The sequence below is a fragment of the Thermus thermophilus HB8 genome (genome assembly GCF_000091545.1).
GTDB classification, from domain to species: Bacteria; Deinococcota; Deinococci; order Deinococcales; family Thermaceae; genus Thermus; species Thermus thermophilus.
In genome coordinates, this window is record NC_006461.1 from 1,254,824 (window position 1) to 1,278,827 (window position 24,004).

Genomic DNA, 24,004 nt, shown 5'->3' on the forward strand with positions numbered 1-24,004 from the left:
ATTACACCCCCGCGCCCCACCCGCCCCTATACTGAGGCGTGTTCCAGCACGGGATCTTCCTCTTCCGCCTGGCGGGGATCCCCGTCCACCTGGACCTCTCCTTCCTCCTCGTCCTCCCCTTGTGGGCCCTATACATCGGGCGGAACCTGCCCCACTACTTCGCCCTCCTCGGCCTCCCCCAGGACCCCCGCCTCCTCCAGGGCCCCTACCCCTTCCTCCTCGGCCTCCTCGCCGCCACGGGCCTCTTCCTCTCCGTCCTCCTCCACGAGGTCGGCCACGCCCTGGCGGCGAGGCGGTACGGGGTGGCGACCCGGCGGATCACCCTCTGGCTCCTGGGCGGCGTGGCCCAGATGGAAAGGATCCCCAGGGAGCCTATGAAGGAGCTCGTCATCGCCCTGGCGGGGCCTCTGGTGAGCCTCCTCCTCTTCCTCCTCTTCCGGACCCTCCCCTGGGAGGCGGGGGCCTTGGGCTTCCTCGGCCGCTACCTCGCCCTGGTGAACCTGGGCCTCGCCCTCTTCAACCTCCTCCCCGCCCTGCCCCTGGACGGCGGGAGGGTCTACCGGGCGCTCCTCGCCCTGAGGAAGCCTTACCTCCAGGCCACGCGCCAGGCCGTGGCCCTGAGCCAGGCCCTGGCCTGGGCCCTCGGCCTCTTCGGCCTCCTCGTCCTGAACCCCCTCCTCGTCCTCATCGCCTTCTTCGTCTACATGGCCTCGAGGGCCGACGCCGAGGCCACCCTCCTGGCCCAGGCCCTGGAGGGCCTAAAGGTGAAGGACCTGATGACCCCAAACCCCATCGTCCTCCCCCCGGACCTGCCCGTGGGGGAGGCCCTGGCCCTGGCCCTGCGCCACAAGGTCTCCGGCTTTCCCGTGGTGGCGGAGGGCCGCATCCTGGGGGTGGTGGGCCTCGAGGGCCTGGAGGGGGCGAACCCCCTGGACCCCGTGGCCCGCCACCTCCTTCCCCCCCTCCTCCTCTCCCCCGAGGAGGACGCCCTTACCGCCCTGGAGCGCATGGCGGAACGCGGGTACGCCCGGGCGCTGGTGGTGGAGGGGGACCGGCTTCTCGGCGTCCTCAGCAAGACCGACCTCCTCCGCGCCTTCCAGGTGCGGCTTCTGGGACTTTCCCACCTTGACAGGCCTAAGGGGCCCGAATAACCTGGGGGTGCAAAACTATGCGGAGGTGATGCGGATGAAGCGAGCCCTAGCCCTATTCGCCCTCTTGGCCTTAGGCGTGAGCGTGGCGCAGAAGCCCAAGGTGGCCATCGGCACCGGGAGCACCGGGGGCGTCTAAGCGGGTCTCCACGGGGGCCCCGGGCTCGGGGACGGAGGTGGAGGCCCTTTTGGTCCTCGAGGCCGCGGGCCTTTCCCCCAAGGACTTCGCCAAGCAGGAGCGCCTCGGGGCCCAGGAGAGCGCAAGCGCCCTCTCCGAGGGGAACATTGACGCCTTCTTCTGGTCCGGGGGGCTCCCCACGGGGGCCATCGTGGAGCTCGCCGCCACCCTCGCCCGCAAGGGGGACCGGATCCAGCTCGTCCCCCTTCCTCCCCAGAGCACCCCGGTCCAGGTCTTCCAGCGCCGCTTCCCCGGCGTCTCCGCCCCCGGGGTGATCCCCAAGGAGGTCTACGGCACCCGCAACGACACCCCCACCCTCTCCTTCTGGAACTTCTTCATCTGCCCCGCCTCCCTGCCCGAGGAGGCGGCCTACGCCCTCACCAAGGCCACCTTTGAGAACCTCGAGGCCCTGCGCCAGGCGGTGCCCGCCGCCCGGAACACCACCCTGGAGAACGCCGTCCGCTTCGTGGGCGGGGCCATCCCCTACCACGAGGGGGCGCTCCGCTACTTCCGCGAGGCGGGCGCCCTGAAGTGAGGCTCCCCTTCCGCCCCCTCCCCCTGGGCCTTCTGGCCCTGGGGGGGCTTCTTCTTCTGCGCCTCGTGGCCGTGGAGGGCGAGGGGGCGAGGAGGCTCCTCGTCCTCTTCCCCTGGAGCCGGGGGGAGGTGGCCTTCGTGAACTCGGTGACGGGCAGGCCGGTGCGCCTCCTCTTCTACCCCCTTTGGGACTTCCGGGGCTTCCGCGCCCTCACCGACCCGGAGACGGAGGCCTACTACACCGGGGGGGAGTACGCCTGGAACGAGGTCCTGGCCCAAGAAAGGCGAAGGGAACTCGTCTACTGCTCGGAGGTGGGCCTTTCCCTCGCCTTGGGCCCGTGGCGCTTTTGGGCGGAGGGAGGCTGCCTCAGGGCGCGCCTTCTCTGGCCGCCCTGAAGCGGGCGAAGCGCCACCAGCGCACCTTGGGCACCCCGAGGATCAGGACCTCGAGCCACCCCACGGGGCGGAAGCCCAGGGCCTCGAGGCTCCTCCGGGCGGGGAGGTTTTCCGGCCGGACCTCGGCGTACACCTCCTCCCACCCCCTCCCCAGGGCCACCAAAGCGTGGCGGATGAGGCCCCGTCCCCGGTACTCCGGGCGCACAAAGGCCCCGTAGGCCCAGGGCAGGGGCTCCGGGAGGAAGCCCCAGGGGAGGTGGGGCGGGGGTGGGGTGCCCGGAGGGCGGAGGAAGAGGTGGCCCGCGTACCGCCCCTCCACCCGGAGGACCACCCCGGGGTGGCCGAGGGCCAGGTAGCCCTCGAGGGTCCGGGCCAGGGGATAGACCCGGCCGTCGGCCCAGACCTCCTCGGGAAGCCCGAGGGGTAGGCCCTTCTCCAGCCGCTCCACCGTTACGGAGGGCCCCAAGGCGAGGGGGGGCCACCCCCCCTCGCGGCGGTAGACGAGGTAGCGCCTAAGCCTGAGGGGCGCCTTCTCCCAAAGCCCCATCTACCGCAGGACCTGGGGCACCACCCGGAGGGTGAGGGTCCGGCCTTGCCGCCAGACCTTGAGGGTCACCGCCTCGCCGGGCTTCTTGGCGTAGAGGACCTGGCGGAGCTGGGCGATGGAGGTGAGGGGCACCCCGTCCGCCTCCAGGAGCACGTCCCCGTCCACCCCCACCTGGAGGGCCTCCCCCGTGGGCAGCTGGATGTAGGCAAAGCGGGTGGGGGGCTTGAGGCCCGCCTTCTGGGCGGGGCTATTCCGCTCCACCTCCTGGACCATGAGGCCGGTGTCGGGGAGGCCATACTGCTGGCGGAGCCTCTCCGGGTAGAAGGAGAGGGGAATGATGGAAACCCCAAGCCGGGGCCGGCTCCGCACGATCTCCTCGGCGGTGAGGATCTTCCCCGCCCGCATCTCGGGGAGGTACTGCTTCACCAGGTTGATGGGCAAGGCGAACCCCACCCCGGCGAACTGGGCCGCGCCGAACTGGCCCGTGGGGGTGAGGATGGCGGTGTTGATGCCGATGACCTCGCCCCGGGAGTTGAGGAGGGGCCCCCCGGAGTTGCCGGGGTTGATGGCGGCGTCCGTCTGGATCACCTGGGGCACGAGGCCCGACTCGTCCCCGATCGCCCCCGGGTTCTCCCGGATGGCGGAGACGATCCCCTGGGTCACGGTGAACTCCAGCCCGAAGGGGTTCCCCATGGCGATGGCCTTCTGCCCCACCCGAATCTGGTCGGAGTCCCCCAGGACCAAGGGCACCAGGCGCTCCTTGGGGGCGTCCACCTTGAGGAGGGCCACGTCCAGGGGCGGGGCCGCCCCCACCAGCCGGGCCTGGTACTCCTTGGGGTCGTTGTGGAACTTCACCGTGATCCGGTCCGCCCCCTCCACCACGTGGTAGTTGGTGAAGATGTACCCCTCCTTGTCAATGACGAAGCCCGAGCCCGTGCCCCGCTGGGGCGGCACCTGGAGGAAGGGGGCGAAGAACTCAAACCCCGGGGGAAGCTGGACGCTTTGCGGCCGGGTGACCACGGAGACGTAGACCACCCCGTCCCCGTAGCGCTCCACGATCTCCACGGTGTTCCGCTCGTACTCCAAAAGCCCCTCGTCGGCGGCCTTGGCCGCCTGGGAGCTTGGGGCCTGGCCGTTGGAGACCCCCCACCAGAGCACCGCCCCCGCCATCAGGGAGAGCACCAGAAAGCCCACAAAGGAACGTCCCAGGTTCATGCCACACCTCCCAGTTCCACCCTACGCCCCCCCGGTTAGCCCGCCATTAGACGAAGACCACGGTGCGGTTCTCGTGGACCAGGATCCGGTCCTCCAGGTGCCAGCGCACCGCCCGGGCCAAGACGGTGCGTTCCAGCTCCCGCCCAAGGCGCTTCATCTCCCGCACCGAGTGGCGGTGGGAGACCCGCACCACGTCCTGCTCAATGATGGGGCCCTGGTCCAGCTCCTCGGTGACGTAGTGGGCCGTGGCCCCGATGAGCTTCACGCCCCGCTCGTAGGCCTGGCGGTAGGGGTCGGCCCCGGCGAAGGCGGGAAGGAAGGAGTGGTGGATGTTGATGATGCGCATGGGGAAGCGCTCCACGAAGCCGGGGGAGAGGATCTGCATGTAGCGGGCGAGGACCACAAGCTCCACCCCCTCCGCCTCCAAAAGGGCGAGGATCCTCTCCTCCGCCTCCTCCTTCCTGCCCTTCTCCACGGGCACGTGGTGGTAGGGGATGCCGAAGCGCTCCACCTCCTCCCGGTGGTCGGGGTGGTTGGAGATGACCAGGCGGAGCTCCATGGGAAGCTCTCCCACCCGGTAGCGCCAAAGGAGCTCCAAGAGGGCGTGGGCGGGCTTGGAGACGAGGATGGCCGTCCGCTTCCTCTCGGAGGCGTAAGCCAGGCGCCACTGCATCTGGAAGCGGCTCGCCACCACCTCCTGGAAGGCCCTTTCCAGGGCGGGGCGGGCCAGGTCCAGGTGGGAGGCGGTGAAGGCCACCCGCATGAAGAAGGTCCCCCCCTCGGGGTCGGTGGAGTGCTGCTGCAGATCGGTGATGTTGGCCCCATGGGCGTAGAGGAAACCGCTCACGGCGGCCACGATGCCGGGCCGGTCCGGACAGGTGACGAGAAGCCTCGCCTCCTCCATGGGGGCTACTATATCCCCATGGAGGCGCGCACCACGGACCTCTCCGACCTTTACCCGGAGGGCGAGGCCCTCCCCATGGTCTTCAAAAGCTTCGGCGGAAGAGCCCGTTTCGCCGGGCGGGTCAGGACCCTCAGGGTCTTTGAGGACAACGCCCTGGTGCGGAAGGTCCTGGAGGAAGAGGGCGCAGGCCAGGTCCTCTTCGTGGACGGGGGCGGCTCTTTGCGCACCGCCCTCCTCGGGGGCAACCTGGCCCGCCTGGCCTGGGAAAAGGGGTGGGCCGGGGTGGTGGTCCACGGGGCGGTGCGGGACACGGAGGAGCTTAGGGAGGTGCCCATCGGCCTCCTCGCCCTCGCCGCCACCCCCAAAAAAAGCGCCAAGGAGGGCAAGGGGGAGGTGGACGTGCCCCTTAAGGTTCTCGGGGTAGAGGTGCTTCCGGGAAGCTTTCTTCTTGCGGACGAGGACGGGCTTCTCCTCCTCCCCGAGCCCCCGAGCGGCGTCCGAAGCGGCGGATGAGGTCCTCCTCCTTGAGGGCAAGGAGGACGGGCCTTCCGTGGGGGCAGGCCCAGGGGGTCTCGCAGGCGAGGAGGGCGTCCAGGAGGGCCTGGCCTTGGGCCTCTCCCAGGGGGTGGCCCGCTTTGACGGCGGGGAGGCAGGCGAGGCGGGCGAGGAGGGCCTTGAGGCTTCTCCCCTCCCCGCGCAAGGCCTCCTTGAAGACCTCGGGGAGGAGAAGGGGGTAGGGGTGGAGGAAGGCGGGGGCCATGAGGAGCCGCACCCTCCCGGGGCCGAAGGGCTCCCAGCGGAAAAGCGCCGCCAAAGCCTCCTGCCCCGCCTCCAAAAGGGCTTCCTCCTCGGGGGCCAAGGGGACGAGGAGGGGCCGGGGGAGGGGCTTCGGCCCCTCGGCGACCCGCTTGAGGAGGTCCTCGTAGAGGATGCGCTCGTGGGCGGCGTGCTGGTCCACCACGTAGAGGGTGTCCCCCGCCTCGGCGAGGAGGTAGCTCTCCCGGAACTGGGCGAGGAAGCGGAGGCGGGGCAGGCCCGAGGCCGTGGGGGGGCTTAAGGGCTGGAGGGGCTTGGGCTCGGGGAGGGCCCGGGCCAGGTTCTCCCGCCGGAAGAGGGCGAGGAGGGCCTCCTCCACCAGGGCCTCCACCTCCTCAGAAAGGACCACCTCCTCCTTCCTCGCGTCCAGGCGCAGGCGAAAGGCCTCCTGGGGGAGGAAGAGGTTCAGGACGCCCACGGGGTAGTGCCCCTCCGGCAGAAGCTCCCGGTAGGCGCGGCGCACCCGCCGGAGAAGCCCCTCGGGGAAGGCCACCGGCCTCCCGTTCACCGCGAGGAAGAGCCGGTCCGGCCGGGTGCGGCTCACCTCCGGCCGGGAGACGAGGCCCTGGACCTCGAGGCCCCCCGCCCCGTAGGCCAGGGGAAGGAGCCGCTTGGCCAGGAGGCGGCCGAAGGCGAGGCGGGCCGCCTCCTCAAGCCCCGCCCCCGGGAAGAGGAGCCGGGCCTCCCCTTCCGCGAAAAGGGCCAGGGCGAGGCGAGGGTGGTGGAGGAGGTAGCGCTTTAGGAGCTCCAAGACCCCCCGGACCTCCCCCTTGGGGTCCCGCCCCTCCCCGAGGAAAAGCCCCTCCACCTCCACCCGGGTCCCCGGGGGGGCGGGGACGGGGCGCACCTCCACCCGCTCCCCTTCCGCGAGGAGGAGCCCGCCGCCGAGCTGCCCTCGAGGCCGGGAGCGGATCCTGAGCCTGGCCGCCTGCCTTAGGGCGTAGAGGGCCTGGCCGCGGAAGCCCAGGGTGCGGATGCCCTCAAGGTCCTGGAGCTTGCTCGTGGCGTAGGGCTCCACGGCGAGGGGGAGGTCTTCCAGGGGGATCCCCTCCCCGTCGTCCTCCACCACAAGCCGCTTAAGCCCCCCGCCCCAAAGCTCCACCCGCACCCTCCTGGCCCCAGCGTCCAGGGCGTTTTCCAGAAGCTCCCGCACGGCGTCCTTCACCGTAAGGAGCACCTCGCCCCGGGCGAGGAGGCCCCTAAGCTCCGGAGGGAGGGGGCGGATCACCCCTTCATGCTACCCAGGGGGAGGCCCAGGGCCAAGGCCTTGAGCTCGTGGAGGAACCTCAGGGCCTCGAGGGGGGTGAGGCGGTCGGGGTCTAAGGCGAGGAGGCGCTCCAAGACCTCCTCCAGGGCGCCCTCCCGCCTCGCGGCCATGGCGCTGAGGAGGGCGCGGGCCCGCTCCACCACCTCCTTGGGCAGGCCCGCCATCTCCGCCACCTCCACCCCGTAGCTCTTGGAGGCGGGCCCGGGGAGGACCTGGTGGTAGAAGACGAGCCCCCCCTCCTCCTCCTTGGCGGCCACGTGCAGGTTCTTGAGCCGGGGAAGGGCGAGGGCGGTGAGCTCAAAGTAGTGGGTGGCGAAGAGGGTGTAGCACCGCCGCTCGTGCAGGGCCTCGGCGAGGGCGGTGGCGATGGCCACCCCGTCCAGGCTGCTCGTGCCCCGGCCCACCTCGTCCAGGAGGACGAGGCTACGTTCGGTGGCCTCCTTGAGCACCAGGGCCACCTCCTCCATCTCCACCATGAAGGTGCTCTTCCCCCCGGCGAGGTCGTCCGAGGCCCCGATCCTCGTGTAGATCCCGTCAAAGAGGGGAAGCTCCGCCTCCTCGGCGGGCACGAAGCTCCCGATCTGGGCGAGGAGGGCGATGAGGGCGGTCTGGCGGAGGAAGGTGGACTTCCCCGCCATGTTGGGCCCGGTGACGAGGACGAGCTCGTGGGCCATCTCCAGGTCGTTGGGGACGAAGGCGGTGCGGCGCTCCACCACCGGGTGGCGCCCCGCCCTGATCCGAAGCCTTTCCCCGAAGCGGGGCCGGGTGTAGCCGTGGCGCACCGCCACCTCGGCGAGGGCGGCGTAGACGTCAAGCTCGGCGAGGATCCTCGCCGCCTCCCTTAGGGCCTCCGCCTCCTTCCTCGCCCGCTCCCTAAGGGCAAGGAAGACCTCCTCCTCGCGCCTTTTGATCAGGGCCTCGAGGCGGTAGAGCTCCCGCTCCCTTTCCTTCATCTCCGGCAGGGTGTAGCGCTGCCGGTCCTTGAGGGTCTGGACGGGGCGGTACTCCTGGGGCACCTTCTCGTAGTAGGGCCGGGTCACCTCCAGGTAGTAGCCGAAGACGGCGTTGTACCCCACCTTGAGGGTGGGGATGCCCGTCCTCTCCTTCTCCCGGGCCTCGAGGTCCAGGAAGTAGGCCACCCCCTCGGCGTGGGCCCGCCTCAAGGCGTCCAGGTCCGGGTCGTACCCCTCCCGGATGAGCCCCCCCTCGGAGACCTTGAGGGGCGGGTCCTCCACCAAAGCCGCCCTAAGCTCCTCCAAAAGGCCGGAGAGGTCGGGAAGCCCCACCTCCTCCCCCAGAAGGCCCTTAAGCTCGGGGAGGATCTCCAGGCTCCGCCTTAGGGCGGCAAGGTCCCTGGGGCTTGCCCGGGAAAGCTCCAGCCTCGTGGCCAGGCGCTCCAGGTCGGCGAGGCGGAAGAGGAGGCGCCTCACCCCCTCGCGTAGGGCCCCCTCCCGCACGAAGCGCTCCACCCGGTCAAGCCTCGCCTCCAAGGGCCCCCTTTCCAGAAGGGGGTGGCGGAGCCAGGCCTGGAGGAGCCTTCTTCCGGGGGCGGTTCGCGTCTCGTCCAGAACGCCAAAGAGGGTGTCCTGGCCCCGCAAGGGTTCAAAGACCTCGAGGGCCTTCAGGCTCGCCTCCGGTAGGCGCACGAAGGCCCCGGGGTCGTAGAGGCGGAAAGGGCGCACGCTCAAGGCCCCCCCCTGGGTGGCCCGGGCGTAGGCAAGGAGCGCCCCCTGGGCCCGCCTCAGGGCCAAAGGACCCTCCCCCTGGGGCTCAAAGGGGGCCTCGGAGAGCATCACGGGAAAGCGCTTCCGGAACTCGGCCACGAAGGCCTCGTTCTCCCGTAGCTCCGGGGCCAAAAGGACCTCGGCGGGCCGGTGGCGGAAAAGCTCGTCGTACAGGGCACTTTTGCTCTTGAGGAGGGTCCCCTTGAACTCCCCCGTGGAGACGTCCAGAAAGGCCAGACCCCACCCGTCCCCGGTGGCGATGGCGGCCAGGTAGTTGGCCTCCCGGGGGAGGAGGGCCTCCTGGGTGAGGGTCCCCGGGGTGAGGAGCTGGGTCACCTCCCGACGCACCAGGCCTTCCGCCTCCTCGGCAGGCTCCACCTGGTCGGCCACCGCCAGGCGGAAGCCCATCTTAAGAAGCCTTTCGGCGTAGGCGTCAAAGGCCCTTATGGGGATCCCCGCCATGGGGGTGGTGAAGTCCTTGCTGGTCTTGTGGGTGAGGACGAGGCCAAGCGCGCGGGCGAGGCGCTCGGCGTCCTCCCCGAAGCACTCGTAGAAGTCCCCCACCTGGAAGAGGAGGAGGTAGTCCGGGTAGCGGTCGCGGAGCTCCACGTACTGCTGCAGAAGAGGGGGAAGTGGACCTGGGCCTTCGCCCTTGAGCATGCCTTCCATCTTAACTCCGCCATACCCCCCCATTAGCGCTTTCTCCTAGCCCCTTAAACGGGGGCTAAAAACCCCCTAACCCCCACTTGACATGGGTGTTGTTTGCCACCTAGATTAGGGGCAACCGGAAAGTGGGGACAAACGTCCCCCCGGACCCTTGGAGGGAGGGATAAGGTATGGAAAGCGTCAGCCGGCGAACCGCCCTGAAGCTCATGGGCCTAGGGGCAGCGCTTTTGGCCGCGGGAAGCCGAGGCTTCGCCCAGCAAGCCCCCACGGCCGACCAGTTGGTGAAGGGGAAAAACCCCAAGCTCTTGGTTCTCTCCCAACGCCCCATCGTTTTGGAAACTCCTTATGACCTCTTGGTCAGCCAGCCCGAGCGCACCCCTAAGGAGATCCTCTACATCCGCAACAACGTGGACCTCCCCGGCTACAACACCGTGGAGGGGGCCAGCCTGGACGGGTGGAAGGTGGAGGTGGGGGGACTGGTGGACAAACCCTTCACCTTTGAGGCCAAGGAGCTCCTCGAGCTTCCCCAGCACGAGGTGACCATGGTCCTCCAGTGCTCCGGCAACGGGCGTTCCCTCTTCCAGCCCCGCACCTCGGGCAACCCCTGGAAACGGGGTGGGGTGGGGAACGTCACCTTCCGTGGGGTGCGCCTTAAGGACCTTCTAGAGGCCAAAGGGGTGAAGCTCGGTGAAAAGGCCCTCTACATCACCGCCCACGCCAGCCGTCAGGGCAACGCCCCGGAGTTCGTGCGCTCCGTGCCCATCCACGCCCTTGGGCATGCCCTTCTGGCCCTTTCCATGAACGGGGAACCCCTACCCGCGGTGCACGGGGGGCCCATCCGCCTGGTCTTCCCTGGCTACTTCGGGGTGAACAACGTGAAGTGGGTGCAGAAGATTGAGTTCACCGAGGCGGAGAACACCACCGCCGAGCAGATGCCCCGCTACCGGGTGCCCGCCATCCCCAACGCCAACATTCCCTTCCTCCCCCAGGAGCCGGGCAAGACCTACCCCTACAGCTTCACCAACTCCCGCCCCAACTGGCTCGTGGCCATCAACAGCTTCATCTTCGCCCCCTTGGAGGGCCAGACCGTGGAAGGCCCCTACGTGCGGGTGGAGGGGGTGGCCTTCAACGACGGCATCGTGCCCTTGGTGAGCGTAGAGGTCTCCGCCAACGGGGGCCGCACCTGGCAGCAGGCCAGGCTGGAACGCCAGGAGAAGAGCTTCGGCTGGGTTCGCTGGCAGGCCACCTTGTACCTGCGCCCTGGGGAACACGAGGTCATGGCCCGGGCCTGGGACGCCGTGGGCCGCAGCCAGCCCCTGGACGGCAACATCGCCTGGAACGAACGGGGTTACGAGTACAACGGGGTCATGCGGGTCAAGTTCACCGTGGCCTAAAGGGCTTGGCCCCGGCCTTAGGGCCGGGGCCTTTGTGGGCCAGCTCCCTATACCCAGCTAGGGTACGCCCCACACTGAGACCTGAGATGAAGCGCATCCTTTTACCCCCAGCCCTTCTCCTGGGCCTTGGCGCCCTCCTGGCCCTGAGCCAGACCACCCTCCCCGAGGGCCCGGGCAAGGAGCTGGTGCTGGCCAAGTGCCAAACCTGCCACGACATCGGCTTTGTCGCTAGGGAGAGGCTCTCCCGGGAAAGGTGGGACGTGGTCCTGAGCGAGATGGTCATGCGGGGACTCCAGGTCACCCCCGAGGAGCGCGGCCGCATCCTGGACTACCTGGCCACCTACCTGGGCACGGAACCCCCGCCAGCCACGCCCCCAGCCCAGGAGACCCCTGCCCCCAAAACGGGAGCCCAGGTCTACGCCAACTGCCAGGGCTGCCACGGACCCCAGGGCGAGGGCAACCCTCCCACCTTCCCGCCCCTCAAGGGCCATGTGGAAAAGCTCCTGCGGGCGGAAGGCGGGAGGGCTTACCTTCTTGCGGTGGTGCTCTACGGGGTCCAGGGGCCCATGAAGGTCCTAGGCCAGGAGTACAACAACGTGATGCCCGGCTTCTCCTGGCTTTCCGACGAGGAGCTGGCCCTGGTGCTGAACCACCTGGCCGCCTGGGGCGCCCCCGAGGGCTTCCGTCCCTACAAGCCGGAGGAGGTGCAGGCGGCGAGGGCCAAACCCCTCACCCCCGAGGAGGTTCTGAAGCTCCGCCAAGGCCTCAAACTGCCATGAAGGGGCAGGTGGTCTCCCTCCACCTCGGCTTAGGCTCCGGCCTCCCCAAGCCGCGGGTGGAGGCCTTGGAGCTCGTGGCGGGCTTTGGGGCCAAGGGGGATCGGCACGCCGGCAAAGACCCCGACCGGGCGGTCTTGGTGGCGGGGCTTTCCGCCTACGAGAAGGCGCAAGGGGCGGGGATCCCCCTCCCCTACGGGGCCCTAGGGGAAAACCTCCTCCTGGACCTGGACCCCCACGCCCTTCCCCCGGGGGCGCGGCTTAGGGTGGGGGAGGCCCTCTTGGAGCTTTCCCAGGTGTGCCCCGTCTGCAAGAGCCTCTCCCAGTTTGACCTCCGCCTGCCCAAGCTCCTCTACGGGGGCCGGGGGGTGTACGCCCGGGTCCTCGAGGGCGGGGTGGTGCGGGTGGGGGACCCGGTCCTCGTCCTCGCCCCGGCCCGCTGAAGAAGTAAGGAAAAACCCCCGGGGAGGCCTCCCCGGGGGGCGTCCTTTCGGGCTACACCCCCACGAGCCCCGGCACCCGGTAGGCGAAGTAGGCGGGCCTTTCCCCTTTAGGCTCGTTCAGGACCTCAATCCGGCCCTCGAGGCCCGCCTCCACCACCTTGAGCTCCTTGAGGTAGTCCATGAAGCTTTCAGCGTCACTAAAGCCCGTGTCCACCCGGTAGCCCTGGGCCTCCTTGAGGACGGTGAAGCCGTCGCCGCCGTTGGCGATGAAGTTGTTCACCACCACACGGTAGGTGGCCTCGAGGTCCAGGGGCACATACCCCTTCTCCGTCTTCACCTCCACCCGCACCACCCGGCTCCCCGCGGGGCGGGAGAGGTCAAAGGCGTAGCGGAGGCCCGAAACCTGGAGGAAGCGCCCCGCGGTGTTCTCCCACTGGGAGACCCCGTTCTCCAGGGCGGCCAAGATCTCCTTGCCCTTGAGGTCCATCACCACCAGGGTGTTCCCGAAGGGCAGGACCTCGTAGACCTTGCCCACGGTGATGGGGCCTTTGGGGATGGAGGCCCGGATGCCGCCGCCGTTTTGCAGGGCGATCTGGGTCCCGGCGTTTCTCGTCTTCCAGAGCATCCCATCCGTGATGAGGTTCCCCAGGTTGCTCTCCCGCCTGCGCACCACAGCCCTTTCCCCCACGAGGTCCACCTTGGCCTCGGCGATCACCTGCTGCATCAAGGCCATCACCGGCTGGGCGTAGGCGAGGAGGGCCTCCTTGGCGAAGAAGTCCTCGGGGGCGGCCTCGGGGGTCATGAGGAGGGCCTCCCCCTTGTAGGCGAGAAGCTCCCCCTTGGCGTCAAAGGTGACCTCCAAGAGGCCCACCACCTTCCCCCACTCCCAGGCCTGGACCACCAGGACGTCCTTCCCCTCGGGGTTCTTCACCACCGTGGGGTAGGGTCCAGCCGGGGAAAGCTCCTTGTGGGGGAAGCTCCCCAAGAGGGTGTGGGAGTGGCCGCCCACGATCACCTGGACCCCCACGAGCCTCCGGGCGAGCTTCAGGTCCTCGCCGTAGCCCAGGTGGGAGAGGACCACGATCTTGTTGACCCCCTTGGCGAGGAGCTCGTAGACCGCCTTCTGGGCGGACTCATAGGGGTCCAGGAAGGCCACGGTGGGCCCGGGGTTGGAGATCTCCCTGGTGTCCGGGGTGGTGAGGCCGATGATCCCCACCCGCTCCCCGCCCACCACGACCACGGCGTAAGGGGCGAAGAGGCCCTTGAGCCTCGGCTCCCGGCTTGCGTCCACGTTGGCGGAGACCACCTTAAACCTCGCCCCCTTGAGGAAGTCCGCCAAGGGCCCGGGGCCCAGGTCAAACTCGTGGTTCCCCAGGGCCATCGCCCGGTAGCGGAGCCGGTGCATGAAGTACCGGTCCGCCAGGCCCCGGTACTGGTTGAAGTAGAGGGTGCCCTGGAAGACGTCCCCGGCGTCCAGGAAGAGGGGGTTTTTCGCCCGGGCCCAGACGCGGTCAAAAAGGGCCACGCGCCGGGCCACGCCCCCCACGGGGGTCTTCTCGCCGGAGAGGGTGAGCTCCACGGGCTCCAGGTGGGCGTGGGTGTCGTTGGTGTGGACCAGGGTCAGGGTGAACCCCCCCTGGGCCAGGGCCCGCCCGAGCCCCGCAAGCCCCCCTAGGGCCATACCCGCCTGCAACACTTCCCGCCGTTTCACGGCTTCACCTCCCGCTCCAGTCTACCACCCCCGCCGTGCCCGCATAAACAAGGCGTGAAGGCTTTATTGGCAATTTGATCCGTCCAAGCTTGACATCTGACCGCATTTGTCGGTACACTCCGCAGCAAGGTCCGGGTAAAACGGCGAAAGCCCGGGACCTAAAAGGAATGGGAGGCGAACATGGGTTACACAAAGGCCGAGATTTTAAAAGCGCTTAAGGGGGAAAACGTCAAGTTCTTGCGCCTGCAGATCACGGACATCCTGGGCGTGGTCAAGAACGTGGAGGTGCCCGAGTCCCAGTTTGAGAAGGCCCTGGACGGGGAGATCATGTTTGACGGCTCCTCCATTGAGGGCTTCACCCGGATTGAGGAGTCGGACATGCTCCTAAGGCCCGACTACAACACCTTCGTCATCCTCCCCGACCTGGTGGAAGACCCAAAGCGGGGCCGGGTGGCGCGGCTCATCTGCGACGTCTACTACCCCGACGGCCGCCCCTTTGAAGGGGACCCCCGCTACGTCCTCAAGCGGCAGATTGAAAGGCTCAAGAAGCTCGGGTTTGACAACCTGTACGCCGGCCCCGAGCCCGAGTTCTTCCTCTTCCTCAGGACCCCGGAGGGCCTGCCCACCACCGAGACCCACGACCGGGCGGGCTACTTTGACCTGGCCCCCATAGACAAGGGGGAGGAGGCGCGCCGCGACATGGTGAACGCCCTGGTGGCCATGGGCTTTGAGATTGAGGCGGCCCACCACGAGGTGGCCCCGGGGCAGCACGAGATTGACTTCAAGTACGCCGACGCCCTCACCACCGCCGACAACATCGCCACCTTCAAGTGGGTGGTGAAGCGGATCGCCCTGAACCACGGCCTCCACGCCACCTTCCTGCCCAAGCCCATCCGGGGCATCAACGGCAGCGGCATGCACACCCACCTCTCCCTCTTCAAGGACGGGGAGAACGCCTTCTATGACCCCAACGCCGAGTACCAGCTCTCCCAGACCGCCCTCCACTTCATCGCTGGGCTCCTGGAGCACGCCGCCGGGATGGTGGCCGTCACCAACCCCTTGGTGAACTCCTACAAGCGCCTCACCCCCGGGTACGAGGCCCCCACCAACATCGCCTGGTCCGCCTCCAACCGCTCCGCCATGATCCGGATCCCGGCGCGCCGGGGCGTGGGCACCCGGGCGGAGCTCAGGATGCCCGACCCCTCCTGCAACCCCTACCTGGCCCTGGCGGTGATGGCGGCCGCGGGCGCGGACGGGATTGAGCGGAAGCTCCTCCCGCCCCCGCCCATCCAGCGGAACATCTACCAGATGACCGTGCGGGAGCGGCGCAAGCACAAGATCCGGGAGCTCCCCGGGACCCTCCGGGAGGCCCTCGAGGCCCTGAGGAAGGACCCCGTGATCCGGGAGGCCCTGGGCGAGCACGTCTACACCCACTTCCTCCAGGCCAAGCAGATGGAGTGGGACGACTACCGGGTCACGGTCCACCAGTGGGAGCTGGACCGGTACCTGGCCACCTACTAGGCCGCCTGGGGTCAGGGCGCTTATCCTTGCGCCCTGACCCGTTGGTCACGCATAAACCTCAAGGAAAGGCGTTGACAAGACGCCCAGCCCCCCCTATAGAATGGGGCCGCAACGCACGTAGCGTTCGGAGGTGAGGTATGAGGAAAATCGGCTTTCTGGTAGCGGGTGTAGCGGCCTTGGGCTTGGCCCTGGCCCAGTCCAACGTCATCAAGATCGCCACCATGTCCCCCCTCTCCGGGCCCCAGGCGGCCCTGGGCGAGCAGATCAAGCTGGGGGCGGAGCTCGCCGTGGAGGAGGCGAAGGAGCGGTTCAAGGCCCTGGGCTTTGAGCTCGTCCTCGTCCCCTACGACGACCAGGCCAACCCCGACGTGGGCGTGGCCAACGCCAACCGGATGATCAACGACCCCGACATCCTCGGCCTGGTGGGCACCCTGAACTCCGGCGTGGCCATCCCCGCCAGCGAGGTGCTGGCCCGGGTGAACCTGGTCATGGTCTCCCCCGCCAACACCAACCCCGTGGTCACGGACCGGAAGCTGCCCAACGTGAACCGGATCGTGGGCCGGGACGACGTCCAGGGCCCCGCCGCCGCGGAGTTCGTCTACAACGACCTGAAGCTCCGCCGCGTCTTCGTCATCCACGACAAGACCGCCTACGGCCAGGGCCTGGCCGAGGAGTTCCGCAAGCGCTTTGAGGCCCTGGGCGGCCGGGTGGTGGCCTTCATCGGCACCGAGGAGCAGTCCAACTTCGTGCCCATCATCAACCAGATCCGGGCCCAGAACCCGCAGCTCGTCTACTTCGGCGGCATCTACAGCCAGATCGGCCCCTTCACCAAGCAGCTCCGGGAGCGGGGCCTGCGCATGCCCCTCATGAGCGGCGACGGGCTGGACTCCAGCGAGTTTGAGCGCCTGGCGGGCTCCCAGAACGCCAAGGGGGCCTACTACACCACGGTGGCCGGCCCCGTCTCCGCCTTCCCCCAGGCCAAGGCCCTGGCGGAGCGCTTCAAGGCCAAGTACGGGAAGGACATTGAGGGCTTCGGCATCTACGCCTACGACGCCGCCCGCGTGATCCTCGCCGCCCTGGAGAACGCCATCAAGGCCAACGGGGGCAAGAAGCCCACCCGGGCCCAGGTGGCCCAGGAGGTGCGCAAGGTGAAGCTCGAGGGCATCACCGGCACCATTGAGTTTGACAGCAAGGGCGACATCCAGAAGGCGAAGTACTTCGTGATGCAGGTGGCCGGCACCGGAAACTGGGCCGACAACAAGCTCATCAAGGTCATTGAGGTGGCGGCGCCGCAGAAGTAGGCCCCTAAGGGCCTGAGCCTAAAGGGGGTGGCTCCAAAAGGAGCCACCCCCTCGGCGGGAAAAAGGAGGCGGCCTTGCTAGAGCAGATCCTGGTCCTGCTACCCCAGGTGCTCTTTGACGGCTTCATCCTGGGCTTCATCTACGCCATGATCGCCCTGGGGTACACCATGGTCTATGGCGTCTTGGAGCTCATCAACTTCGCCCACTCCGAGATCTTCATGATCGGGGCCGTGGCCGGGGTGGAGGTCTTCCGCTACCTCGCCCCCCTGATCCCCAACGGCTACCTCCTCCTCCTGGTGGCCGTGGTGGTGGGGGCGGCGGTGGCGGGCCTCACCGCCATCCTGGTGGAGCGCATGGCCTACCGGCCCCTCCGCCGCCGGGGCACCACCAACCGCCTCGTGCCCCTGGTGACGGCCATCGGGGTGAGCTTCTTCCTCCAGGACCTGGTGCGGCTCATTGAGGGCCTCTGGCACAACGAGTTCTTCCTGCGCATGCGCACCATACCGGACCTCGAGGGCTCCTTCACCCTCTTCGGGGGCGCCATCTTCATCCAGACCAAGTCGGTGATCGTCATCGTGGTCTCCGTGCTCATGCTCTGGGGGCTCACCTACCTGGTGAACCGCACCAAGCTGGGGATGGCCATCCGGGCCGTGGCCCAGGACCTCTCCACGGCGAGCCTCATGGGCATCAACCCCGACCTGATCATCTCCCGCACCTTCCTCATCGGCGGCGCCTTGGGCGGGGTGGCCGGGGTCCTCTTCGCCCTCATCTACACCACCATCAACCCCTACGTGGGCTTCCTCCCCGGCATCAAGGCCTTCACCGCGGCGGTCCTGGGCGGGATCGGCAACATCCCCGGGGCCATGCTCGGGGGCCTCGTCCTGGGGCAGCTGGAGAACTTCTTCGGCACCTACCTGCCCATCCTCACCGCCGGCAACTTCGGGACGGAGTACAAGGACGTGGTGGCCTTCCTCATCCTCATCTTCATCCTCCTCTTCCGGCCCCAAGGCCTCCTGGGCCAGATGGTTAAGGAGAAGGTATGAGCCTGCTCTCCCTCGCCCTAAGCCTCGTCTTCCTCGCCCTCTCCTTCCTCGCCCCCAACACCCTCACCGCCTTCCTGGGCCTGGGGGCCCTGGGGGTGGCCGCCTTCGCCCGGCTCGAGCCCCGGGTACGGACGTTGAACCTCGCCCTCCTCACCCTGGCCTTCACCCTCTTCCTGCGGAACTCCGGCAACACCCTGGGGCTCATCGGCCTCGTGGGGATCCTCGTGGCCCTCACGACCCTCCCCCGGATCCCGCGCGGGATCCGGGTGGCCCTGGGCCTCGCCATCCTCCTCCTCTCCGTGCCCATCGCCGGGTTCGCCAACACCTTCATCTTTGAGCTCGGCATCCAGATCGGCATCTTCGCCGCCATGTCCCTGGGCCTCAACGTGGTGGTGGGGATGGCGGGGCTTCTGGACCTGGGTTACGCCGCCTTCTTCGCCGTGGGCGCCTACACCTGGGCCATCTTCGGCTCCCCCCAGGCGGGGAAGTTCCTCCAGGGCAACTTTCCCCTGCCCGGCGAGTACATGTACCTCTTCATGCTCATCGCCGTGGTCACCACGGCCATCACCGGCCTCCTCATCGGCCTCCCCGCCCTAAGGCTCCGGGGGGACTACCTGGCCATCGTCACCCTGGGCCTCGGCGAGGTGGTGCGCATCCTGGCCAACAACCTGGACCACCCCATCAACATCACCAACGGACCCCAGGGGATCACCCCCGTGGGCCGTCCCCCCATTGACTGGTTCCGCAGCCTCATGGGGGCCCTGGGGGTGCGCCTGGACGAGACCACGGACTACCAGCTCTTCTTCTACCTCCTCGTCCTGGCGATGATCGGCCTCGTGGTCCTGGCCAACGTCAACCTGGCCAACTCCCGCTTCGGCCGCGCCTGGGTGGCCATCCGCGAGGACGAGATCGCCGCCCAGGCCATGGGCATCCCCCTCCTGCCCACCAAGCTCATCGCCTTCATGACCGGGGCGGCCTTTTCCGGGGTGATGGGGGTGATCTACGGGGCCCAGCGCACCTTCGTCTCCCCCGAGTCCTTCACCCTCCTGGCCTCCATCACCATCCTGGCCATGGTGATCCTGGGCGGGATGGGCTCCATCCCCGGGGCCATCCTGGGGGCGGCCGCCCTCACCATCCTCAACCTGGACATCCTCAAGACCTTTAGCGAGTTCGTCCGCACCAGCCTCCCCTGGATCCCGAGCCAGGTGGACCCCGCGAAGTACGAGAGGCTGGTCTTCGGGCTTATCCTCGTCTTGATGATGATCTACCGGCCCCAAGGCCTGATCCCCGAGGCCCGCCACCGGGCCGAGCTGGAGGAGGAGGCATGAGGGTCCTCGAGGTCCAAGGGGTCACCAAGCGCTTCGGCGGGCTCGTGGCCGTGAACCAGGTGAGCCTGGAGGTGAACGAGGGGGGAGATCTTCTCCGTCATCGGTCCGAACGGGGCGGGCAAGACCACCTTCTTCAACCTCCTCACGGGGATCTACACCCCGGACGAGGGCCGGATCCTCTTCCTCGGCCAGGACATCACGGGCTCCACCCCCGACAAGGCGGCCAAGCTCGGCATCGGGCGCACCTTCCAGAACATCCGCCTCTTCGGGGCCATGACCGTCCTGGAGAACATCCTGGTGGGGCGGCACATCCACACCCGCGTCCCCTACCTGCACGCCCTCCTCCGCACCCCCCTCGCCCGAAAGGAGGAGAGAAAGGCCCTGGAGGAGGCCTTGAGCCTCTTGGAGTACGTGGGCCTCCTGCACCGCAAGGACGAGCTCGCCCGCAACCTCCCCTACGGCGAGCAGAGGAAGCTGGAGATCGCCCGCGCCCTCGCCCTCAAGCCCAAGCTCCTCCTCCTGGACGAGCCCGCCGCGGGCATGAACCCCAAGGAGACGGAGGCCCTGCAGGAGTTCATCCTGAAAATCCGCAGCGAGATGGGGCTCACCATCCTCCTCATTGAGCACGACATGCGCCTCGTGATGCGCATCTCCGACCGGATCGCCGTGCTGGACTACGGCTCCAAGATCGCCGAAGGCAAGCCCGAGGAGGTGCGGACCAACCCCCGGGTCATCGAGGCCTACCTGGGCCGGGGGGCCGCGGGAGGTGCCGCATGAGCCTCCTGGAGCTCAAAAACGTCCACACCTACTACGGGCACATCCACGCCCTGAAGGGCATCTCCCTCACGGTGGAGGAGGGGGAGATCGTCACCCTCATCGGCTCCAACGGCGCCGGGAAGACCACCACCCTGCGCACCATCAGCGGCTTGGTGAAGCCGAGGCAGGGGGAGGTCCTCTTCCAGGGCAGGCCCATCCACCGCCTCCCCGCCCACGAGATCGTGGCCCTCGGGGTGGGGCACGTCCCCGAGGGGCGGCGGATCTTCCCCCGGCTCACGGTGGAAGAGAACCTGGAGATCGGGGCCTACCTGGAAAACGACCGCAAGGTGATCCAGGAGCGGAAAGAGCAGGTCTACCAGCTCTTTCCCCGGCTCTACGAGCGCCGCCAGCAGAAGGGGGGGACGCTTTCGGGCGGGGAGCAGCAGATGCTCGCCATCGGCCGGGCCCTGATGCAAAACCCGAGGATCCTCCTCATGGACGAGCCCTCCATGGGCCTCGCCCCCGTTCTGGTGGACTTCATCTTTGAGATCGTCCAGAAGCTCAACCAGGAGGGGCGGACGATCCTCCTCGTGGAGCAGAACGCCCGCCTCGCCCTCCAGGTCGCCCACCGGGGGTACGTCCTCGCCACGGGGGAGATCATCCTCTATGGGCCCGCTAGGGAGCTCGCGGAAAACCCCGAGGTGCAGAAGGCCTACCTGGGGGAGGGGTAGGGCCTTGCCCGACCCCATCCCTCCCGATATACTCGGGGCAGAAACACCCTTGAAGGGGGGTCAACGATGAAAAAGTGGCTTTTGCTCCTAAGCTTCATGGCCTTTGCGCCGGCTTTAGGCCAACGTCTCGTGGTCGCCCAAGGAACCGACCCCATCACCCTGGACGCCCCCCTGGCCCAGGACTCCCCTTCCGCCACCGTCGTCACCCACATCAGCGAAACCCTGTTCGAGCTTACTCCCGAGGGGCGCATCGTACCCCACCTGGCGGAGAGCTACGCCTTCAGCGATGGCGGCCGAACCCTCACCCTGCGCCTGCGGAGGGGTATAGCCTTCCACGACGGCACCCCCTTCAACGCCGAGGCAGTGAAGTTCAACCTGGAGCGCTTCGTAAGCCGGGAACTGGCGAGCCCCTTCGCCTTCCTCCTTTCCGAGCTGGAGCGGGTGGAGGTGGTTGATCCCTATACCGTCCGCCTCCGGCTTAAGAACCCCTTTGCCCCCATCCTCGCCCACCTGACCCACAGCTCCACGGCCATCCAAAGCCCCACGGCAATCCAACGCCTGGGGGCCCAGTACCGGGACAACCCCGTGGGCACCGGTCCCTACCGCTTCCAGGCTTGGCAGAAAGGGCAGTTCGTGGACCTGGTCCGCAACGAGAACTACTGGGGGGAGAAGCCTTCCATCCCCCAGGTGCGCTTCATCCCCGTTCCCGAAGGGACCACGCGGGTGGCCTTGGTGGAGACGGGCCAAGCGCACGTGGCCGTGCGCATCCCTCCTCAAGACATCCCCCGGCTCCAGGCCAATCCGGCGGTGGAGGTGGTGCGCACCCCCAGCCTCCGGACGATTTACATCTACTTCAACACCCAACGCCCGCCCTTTAACGACGTCCGGGTAAGGCAAGCCTTCAACCATGCGGTCAACAAGGAGGAAATCCTCCAGTTCGTCCTGGGCGGTATCGGCCGGATCTCCGACGCCCCCATCGCCCCCGGGATCTTTGGCTACACCAGCGTTGGCCGTTACGAGTACAACCCCCAGCGGGCCCAGGAGCTCCTGCGGCAAGCCGGGGTAAGCACCCCCCTGCGCATCACCCTTCACTGCCCCACGGGCCGCTACTTCCAGGACATCCAGGTCTGTGAGGCCATCCAAGGGCAGCTCCGCCGGATAGGGGTGGAGGCCACCATCCAGACCCTGGAGTGGGGGGCCTACCTTCAGGAAACCCAGCGGCCTCTCAGGGAGAACCGCATCCAGATGGCCATGCTAGGCTGGGGCACGGTAACGGGGGATGCGGACTACGGGCTCTATCCCCTCTTCCACTCCAGCCAGTGGGCCCCCGGGTTCAACCGGGCCTTCTACAAGAACGTTGAGGTAGACAAGCTCCTGGCCCAAGCCCGCATCTCCACCCTGCCCCAGGGGCGGCAACAGCTTTACCGGGAGGCCATGATCCGCATCTTCCGGGATGCCCCCTGGCTCTTCCTCCACTCGGAGGTGCAGGTGACGGCCGTGCGCCGCGAGGTTCAGGGCTTCCTCGTGCACCCCACGGAGCGGTATCTGGCCTACAAGGCCCGGTTCCGCTAGGGCAGGCCCTAGGAGCCGCCGCCCCGTGGGTATTCCCACGGGGCTATTTCCGAGGTGGAGATGCTCACCTATCTCCTACGCCGCATCCTCATCGCCGTGCCCACCCTGTTGGGTGTGGTTCTCCTGGTCTTCCTCATGGTCCGTCTGGCCCCCGGGGACCCCGCCATCCTCCTGGCCGGGGAGTTCGCCACCCCGGAGACCCTGGAGGCCATCCGCACCCGTTACGGTCTGGACCGGCCCTTGCCCGAGCAGTTTGCCCTTTACTTGGGGGCCCTCCTACAGGGGGACCTGGGGGAGTCGGCCCGGAGCCGCAGGCCTGTGCTGGAGGAACTCAAGACCTACTTCCCCAACACGGTGGTGCTGGCCACAGCGGCCATCCTGGTGGCCCTGGCCACCGGCATACCCTTGGGCATCCTCGCGGCCTTGCGGCAGGGAAGCTGGCTGGACCTCGGGGTGATGGTCCTCGCCCTTCTCGGGGTCTCCATGCCCGTCTTCTGGTTTGGTCTACTGGCCATCTTGATCTTCTCCGTGGAGCTGGGCTGGTTCCCCGTGGCCGGCAAGGGAACCCTCGCCCACCTGGTCCTGCCCGCGGTCACTTTAGGGATCAACGCCACCGCCCTCCTCGCCCGGATGACCCGGGGCACCCTGGTAGAGGTTCTCTCCCAGGACTACATCCGCACCGCCCGGGCCAAAGGCCTGGCCGAGCGGGTGGTGATCTTCAAGCACGCGCTGAGGAACGCCCTGATCCCCGTGGTCACGGTGGCGGGCCTGGAATTCGGCAGCCTCCTGGCCGGGGCCGTGATCACCGAGACCATCTTCGCCTGGCCGGGCCTCGGGCAACTTCTGGTGGGGTCCATCCTCTCCCGGGACTACCCCGTGGTCCAGGGCGCGGTACTCCTCGTAGCCTTCACCTTTACCTTGGTCAACCTTATGGTGGACCTCCTTTACGCCTGGATTGATCCGAGGGTGCGCTATGACTAGGCCTTGGCGCCGCTTTTGGAAAAACCGCCTGTCCCAGGCCGGCCTCCTCCTCCTTGGCCTTTACCTTCTCGGAGCCCTCTTTGCCCCCTTCCTGGCCCCCTATTCCCCCTACACGCAAGACCTGCGCTCCGCCTACGTGCCTCCCCTCGCCGGAATAAGCCTAAGGGGCCCCCAAGGGGAATGGGGCCTCTACGTAAGCCCCGTCTACCGGCATCCACTGGAAGGCGTCCAGGTCCGGTGGGAGGAAAAGTATCCGGTGCGCTTCCTGGTTCGGGGAGAGGCCTGGTCCTGGCTCGGCATCGAAGGGAACCTCCACCTCTTCGGGGTGGAAGGCCCCGCAAGGCTCTACCTCTTAGGCACCGACGAGCAGGGGCGGGACCTGTTTTCCCGCATCCTCTACGGCATTCCCGTCTCCCTCACCATCGGCTTGGTGGCCGTAGGGATAGGCCTACTGGTGGGCGTTCCCTTGGGCGCCCTCTCCGCCTACTTCGGCGGCTGGATAGACCTCCTGGTGCAGCGGCTGGTGGATGTGATGCTGGCCTTCCCTGGGATCCTTCTGGCCATTGTGCTGGTGGCCATCCTGGGGCCGGGCTTGGGCAACGCCATGGTGGCCGTGGGCATCGCCGCCATCCCCATCTACGCCCGCCTGGTGCGGGGGGTCGTTCTCTCCCTGAAGGCGTTGGACTACGTGGAGGCGGCCAGGGCCTTGGGCGCAAGCCACGGCCGCATCCTCCTCCGCCACCTCCTGCCCAACGCCCTGGGTCCCCTCCTCATCCAGACCAGCCTGCAGATGGCGGTGGCCATTCTCTTCGCCGCCGGGCTCGGCTTCCTGGGCCTTGGGGCTAGGCCTCCGGAGCCGGAATGGGGCCTCATGCTGGCCCGGGGCCGGGAATACCTAGCCGTGGCTCCCCACGTGGCCACCTTTCCCGGACTTGCCATCGTGGGCCTCGTCCTCGCCTTCAACCTCCTGGGAGACGGCCTCCGGGACGCCCTGGACCCCAGGAGCCGCTAAAGGGAACCTCAACGGAAGGCGAGGGGCGAAGGGGTATCAT

At 68.1% G+C, this 24,004-nt stretch carries 20 protein-coding genes and 2 pseudogenes; 16 read left to right on the plus strand and 6 right to left on the minus strand.

The features are described from left to right. The first annotated feature begins 38 nt into the window (after nt 1-38). The 3 genes and pseudogenes from TTH_RS06665 (at nt 39) to TTH_RS06675 (ending at nt 2,256) form a co-directional block, all read left to right on the plus strand. Complete coding sequence (locus tag TTH_RS06665; protein ID WP_011228590.1) at nt 39-1,151, plus strand: site-2 protease family protein; 1,113 nt, start codon at nt 39-41, stop codon at nt 1,149-1,151. Nucleotides 1,152-1,285: 134 nt separating this feature from the next. Further along, nucleotides 1,286-1,861 (plus strand): annotated as a pseudogene (locus TTH_RS06670) (TAXI family TRAP transporter solute-binding subunit); the annotation flags it as partial. Beyond that, entirely contained in the window at nt 1,858-2,256 is a 399-nt protein-coding gene (locus tag TTH_RS06675; RefSeq protein ID WP_011173375.1) for a hypothetical protein, read from the plus strand. The pseudogene TTH_RS06670 and the gene TTH_RS06675, both read left to right, overlap by 4 nt. On the opposite strand, the gene TTH_RS06680 is transcribed toward TTH_RS06675, so the two are convergent. The 3 genes from TTH_RS06680 to purU are packed head-to-tail and all read right to left on the minus strand — an operon-like array spanning nt 2,228 to nt 4,922. Then, nucleotides 2,228-2,803 carry a GNAT family N-acetyltransferase gene (locus TTH_RS06680; RefSeq protein WP_011228592.1) on the minus strand — a complete coding sequence of 192 codons (576 nt, stop codon included), beginning with the start codon at nt 2,801-2,803 and terminating at the stop codon, nt 2,228-2,230. The genes TTH_RS06675 and TTH_RS06680 overlap by 29 nt on opposite strands. After that, nucleotides 2,804-4,018 carry a S1C family serine protease gene (locus TTH_RS06685; protein WP_011228593.1) on the minus strand — a complete coding sequence of 405 codons (1,215 nt, stop codon included), beginning with the start codon at nt 4,016-4,018 and terminating at the stop codon, nt 2,804-2,806. It abuts the gene before it with no gap. Between the two features lie 46 nt (nt 4,019-4,064). Then, complete coding sequence (gene purU / locus TTH_RS06690; RefSeq protein ID WP_011228594.1) at nt 4,065-4,922, minus strand: formyltetrahydrofolate deformylase; 858 nt, start codon at nt 4,920-4,922, stop codon at nt 4,065-4,067. An 18-nt stretch (nt 4,923-4,940) separates the two neighbouring features. On the opposite strand from purU, the gene rraA reads away from it, so the two are divergent. Beyond that, entirely contained in the window at nt 4,941-5,435 is a 495-nt protein-coding gene (gene rraA / locus TTH_RS06695; protein ID WP_011228595.1) for a ribonuclease E activity regulator RraA, read from the plus strand. Here the strand turns inward: rraA and mutL are convergent. Both mutL and mutS read right to left on the minus strand, forming a co-directional pair. Next, the gene (mutL, locus tag TTH_RS06700; protein ID WP_011228596.1) at nt 5,329-6,966 is read right to left on the minus strand and encodes a DNA mismatch repair endonuclease MutL; all 1,638 of its coding nucleotides are present in this window, start codon (nt 6,964-6,966) and stop codon (nt 5,329-5,331) included. The genes rraA and mutL overlap by 107 nt on opposite strands. Continuing rightward, a complete protein-coding gene (gene mutS, locus TTH_RS06705) occupies nt 6,963-9,398 on the minus strand; it encodes a DNA mismatch repair protein MutS (RefSeq protein WP_197525138.1) in 2,436 nt (811 codons plus the stop codon). The genes mutL and mutS overlap by 4 nt, the downstream gene beginning before the upstream one ends. Nucleotides 9,399-9,565: 167 nt before the next feature. Between mutS and TTH_RS06710 the strand changes: the two genes are divergently transcribed. The 3 genes from TTH_RS06710 (at nt 9,566) to TTH_RS06720 (ending at nt 12,008) form a co-directional block, all read left to right on the plus strand. Then, nucleotides 9,566-10,789: a sulfite oxidase gene (locus TTH_RS06710; RefSeq protein WP_011228598.1), complete on the plus strand. Its 1,224-nt coding sequence runs from the start codon at nt 9,566-9,568 to the stop codon at nt 10,787-10,789. 86 nt (nt 10,790-10,875) lie between these two features. After that, nucleotides 10,876-11,568 (plus strand): c-type cytochrome, encoded by a 693-nt coding sequence (locus TTH_RS06715; RefSeq protein ID WP_011228599.1) that lies wholly within the window; start codon nt 10,876-10,878, stop codon nt 11,566-11,568. Then, nucleotides 11,565-12,008, plus strand: a complete 444-nt coding sequence (locus tag TTH_RS06720; protein WP_011228600.1) for an MOSC domain-containing protein — start codon at nt 11,565-11,567, stop codon at nt 12,006-12,008. The genes TTH_RS06715 and TTH_RS06720 overlap by 4 nt, the downstream gene beginning before the upstream one ends. A gap of 52 nt (nt 12,009-12,060) precedes the next feature. Here TTH_RS06720 and TTH_RS06725 read toward each other — a convergent pair whose 3' ends face one another. After that, the gene (locus tag TTH_RS06725) at nt 12,061-13,719 is read right to left on the minus strand and encodes a bifunctional metallophosphatase/5'-nucleotidase (RefSeq protein WP_011228601.1); all 1,659 of its coding nucleotides are present in this window, start codon (nt 13,717-13,719) and stop codon (nt 12,061-12,063) included. Between the two features lie 180 nt (nt 13,720-13,899). Between TTH_RS06725 and glnA the strand changes: the two genes are divergently transcribed. From glnA to TTH_RS06770, 9 genes and pseudogenes are all read left to right on the plus strand, one after another. After that, nucleotides 13,900-15,240 (plus strand): type I glutamate--ammonia ligase, encoded by a 1,341-nt coding sequence (gene glnA, locus TTH_RS06730; RefSeq protein WP_011173386.1) that lies wholly within the window; start codon nt 13,900-13,902, stop codon nt 15,238-15,240. Nucleotides 15,241-15,377: 137 nt separating this feature from the next. Continuing rightward, nucleotides 15,378-16,541, plus strand: a complete 1,164-nt coding sequence (locus TTH_RS06735) for a branched-chain amino acid ABC transporter substrate-binding protein (RefSeq protein ID WP_011228602.1) — start codon at nt 15,378-15,380, stop codon at nt 16,539-16,541. Between the two features lie 74 nt (nt 16,542-16,615). Beyond that, complete coding sequence (locus TTH_RS06740) at nt 16,616-17,584, plus strand: branched-chain amino acid ABC transporter permease (RefSeq protein ID WP_011228603.1); 969 nt, start codon at nt 16,616-16,618, stop codon at nt 17,582-17,584. Beyond that, on the plus strand, nt 17,581-18,912 hold the full coding sequence (locus TTH_RS06745; RefSeq protein WP_011228604.1) for a branched-chain amino acid ABC transporter permease: 1,332 nt from the start codon (nt 17,581-17,583) through the stop codon (nt 18,910-18,912). Before TTH_RS06740 ends, TTH_RS06745 begins: the two co-directional genes overlap by 4 nt. Beyond that, nucleotides 18,909-19,689 (plus strand): annotated as a pseudogene (locus tag TTH_RS06750) (ABC transporter ATP-binding protein). Before TTH_RS06745 ends, TTH_RS06750 begins: the two are co-directional and overlap by 4 nt. Continuing rightward, nucleotides 19,686-20,399 carry an ABC transporter ATP-binding protein gene (locus TTH_RS06755; RefSeq protein ID WP_011173391.1) on the plus strand — a complete coding sequence of 238 codons (714 nt, stop codon included), beginning with the start codon at nt 19,686-19,688 and terminating at the stop codon, nt 20,397-20,399. The pseudogene TTH_RS06750 and the gene TTH_RS06755 overlap by 4 nt, the downstream one beginning before the upstream one ends. Before the next feature lie 66 nt (nt 20,400-20,465). Next, the gene (locus TTH_RS06760; protein ID WP_011228607.1) at nt 20,466-21,971 is read left to right on the plus strand and encodes a glutathione ABC transporter substrate-binding protein; all 1,506 of its coding nucleotides are present in this window, start codon (nt 20,466-20,468) and stop codon (nt 21,969-21,971) included. Between the two features lie 60 nt (nt 21,972-22,031). After that, a complete protein-coding gene (gene nikB, locus TTH_RS06765) occupies nt 22,032-22,952 on the plus strand; it encodes a nickel ABC transporter permease (protein WP_011228608.1) in 921 nt (306 codons plus the stop codon). Continuing rightward, nucleotides 22,945-23,964, plus strand: coding sequence for an ABC transporter permease (locus TTH_RS06770; protein WP_011228609.1), 1,020 nt, complete (start codon nt 22,945-22,947; stop codon nt 23,962-23,964). The genes nikB and TTH_RS06770 overlap by 8 nt, the downstream gene beginning before the upstream one ends. Nucleotides 23,965-24,004 lie beyond the last annotated feature (40 nt).

What these genes read in the sequence shown, in the direction of transcription:
- TTH_RS06735 (WP_011228602.1), top strand. Translation starts at nt 15,378, where the DNA reads ATGAGGAAAATCGGCTTTCTGGTAGCGGGTGTAGCGGCCTTGGGCTTG.
- TTH_RS06770 (WP_011228609.1), top strand. Translation starts at nt 22,945, where the DNA reads ATGACTAGGCCTTGGCGCCGCTTTTGGAAAAACCGCCTGTCCCAGGCC.
- purU (WP_011228594.1), bottom strand. Translation starts at nt 4,922, where the DNA reads ATGGAGGAGGCGAGGCTTCTCGTCACCTGTCCGGACCGGCCCGGCATC.
- TTH_RS06760 (WP_011228607.1), top strand. Translation starts at nt 20,466, where the DNA reads ATGAAAAAGTGGCTTTTGCTCCTAAGCTTCATGGCCTTTGCGCCGGCT.
- TTH_RS06755 (WP_011173391.1), top strand. Translation starts at nt 19,686, where the DNA reads ATGAGCCTCCTGGAGCTCAAAAACGTCCACACCTACTACGGGCACATC.
- rraA (WP_011228595.1), top strand. Translation starts at nt 4,941, where the DNA reads ATGGAGGCGCGCACCACGGACCTCTCCGACCTTTACCCGGAGGGCGAG.
- TTH_RS06710 (WP_011228598.1), top strand. Translation starts at nt 9,566, where the DNA reads ATGGAAAGCGTCAGCCGGCGAACCGCCCTGAAGCTCATGGGCCTAGGG.
- nikB (WP_011228608.1), top strand. Translation starts at nt 22,032, where the DNA reads ATGCTCACCTATCTCCTACGCCGCATCCTCATCGCCGTGCCCACCCTG.
- TTH_RS06720 (WP_011228600.1), top strand. Translation starts at nt 11,565, where the DNA reads ATGAAGGGGCAGGTGGTCTCCCTCCACCTCGGCTTAGGCTCCGGCCTC.
- glnA (WP_011173386.1), top strand. Translation starts at nt 13,900, where the DNA reads ATGGGTTACACAAAGGCCGAGATTTTAAAAGCGCTTAAGGGGGAAAAC.
- TTH_RS06745 (WP_011228604.1), top strand. Translation starts at nt 17,581, where the DNA reads ATGAGCCTGCTCTCCCTCGCCCTAAGCCTCGTCTTCCTCGCCCTCTCC.
- mutS (WP_197525138.1), bottom strand. Translation starts at nt 9,398, where the DNA reads ATGGAAGGCATGCTCAAGGGCGAAGGCCCAGGTCCACTTCCCCCTCTT.
- TTH_RS06680 (WP_011228592.1), bottom strand. Translation starts at nt 2,803, where the DNA reads ATGGGGCTTTGGGAGAAGGCGCCCCTCAGGCTTAGGCGCTACCTCGTC.
- TTH_RS06715 (WP_011228599.1), top strand. Translation starts at nt 10,876, where the DNA reads ATGAAGCGCATCCTTTTACCCCCAGCCCTTCTCCTGGGCCTTGGCGCC.
- TTH_RS06685 (WP_011228593.1), bottom strand. Translation starts at nt 4,018, where the DNA reads ATGAACCTGGGACGTTCCTTTGTGGGCTTTCTGGTGCTCTCCCTGATG.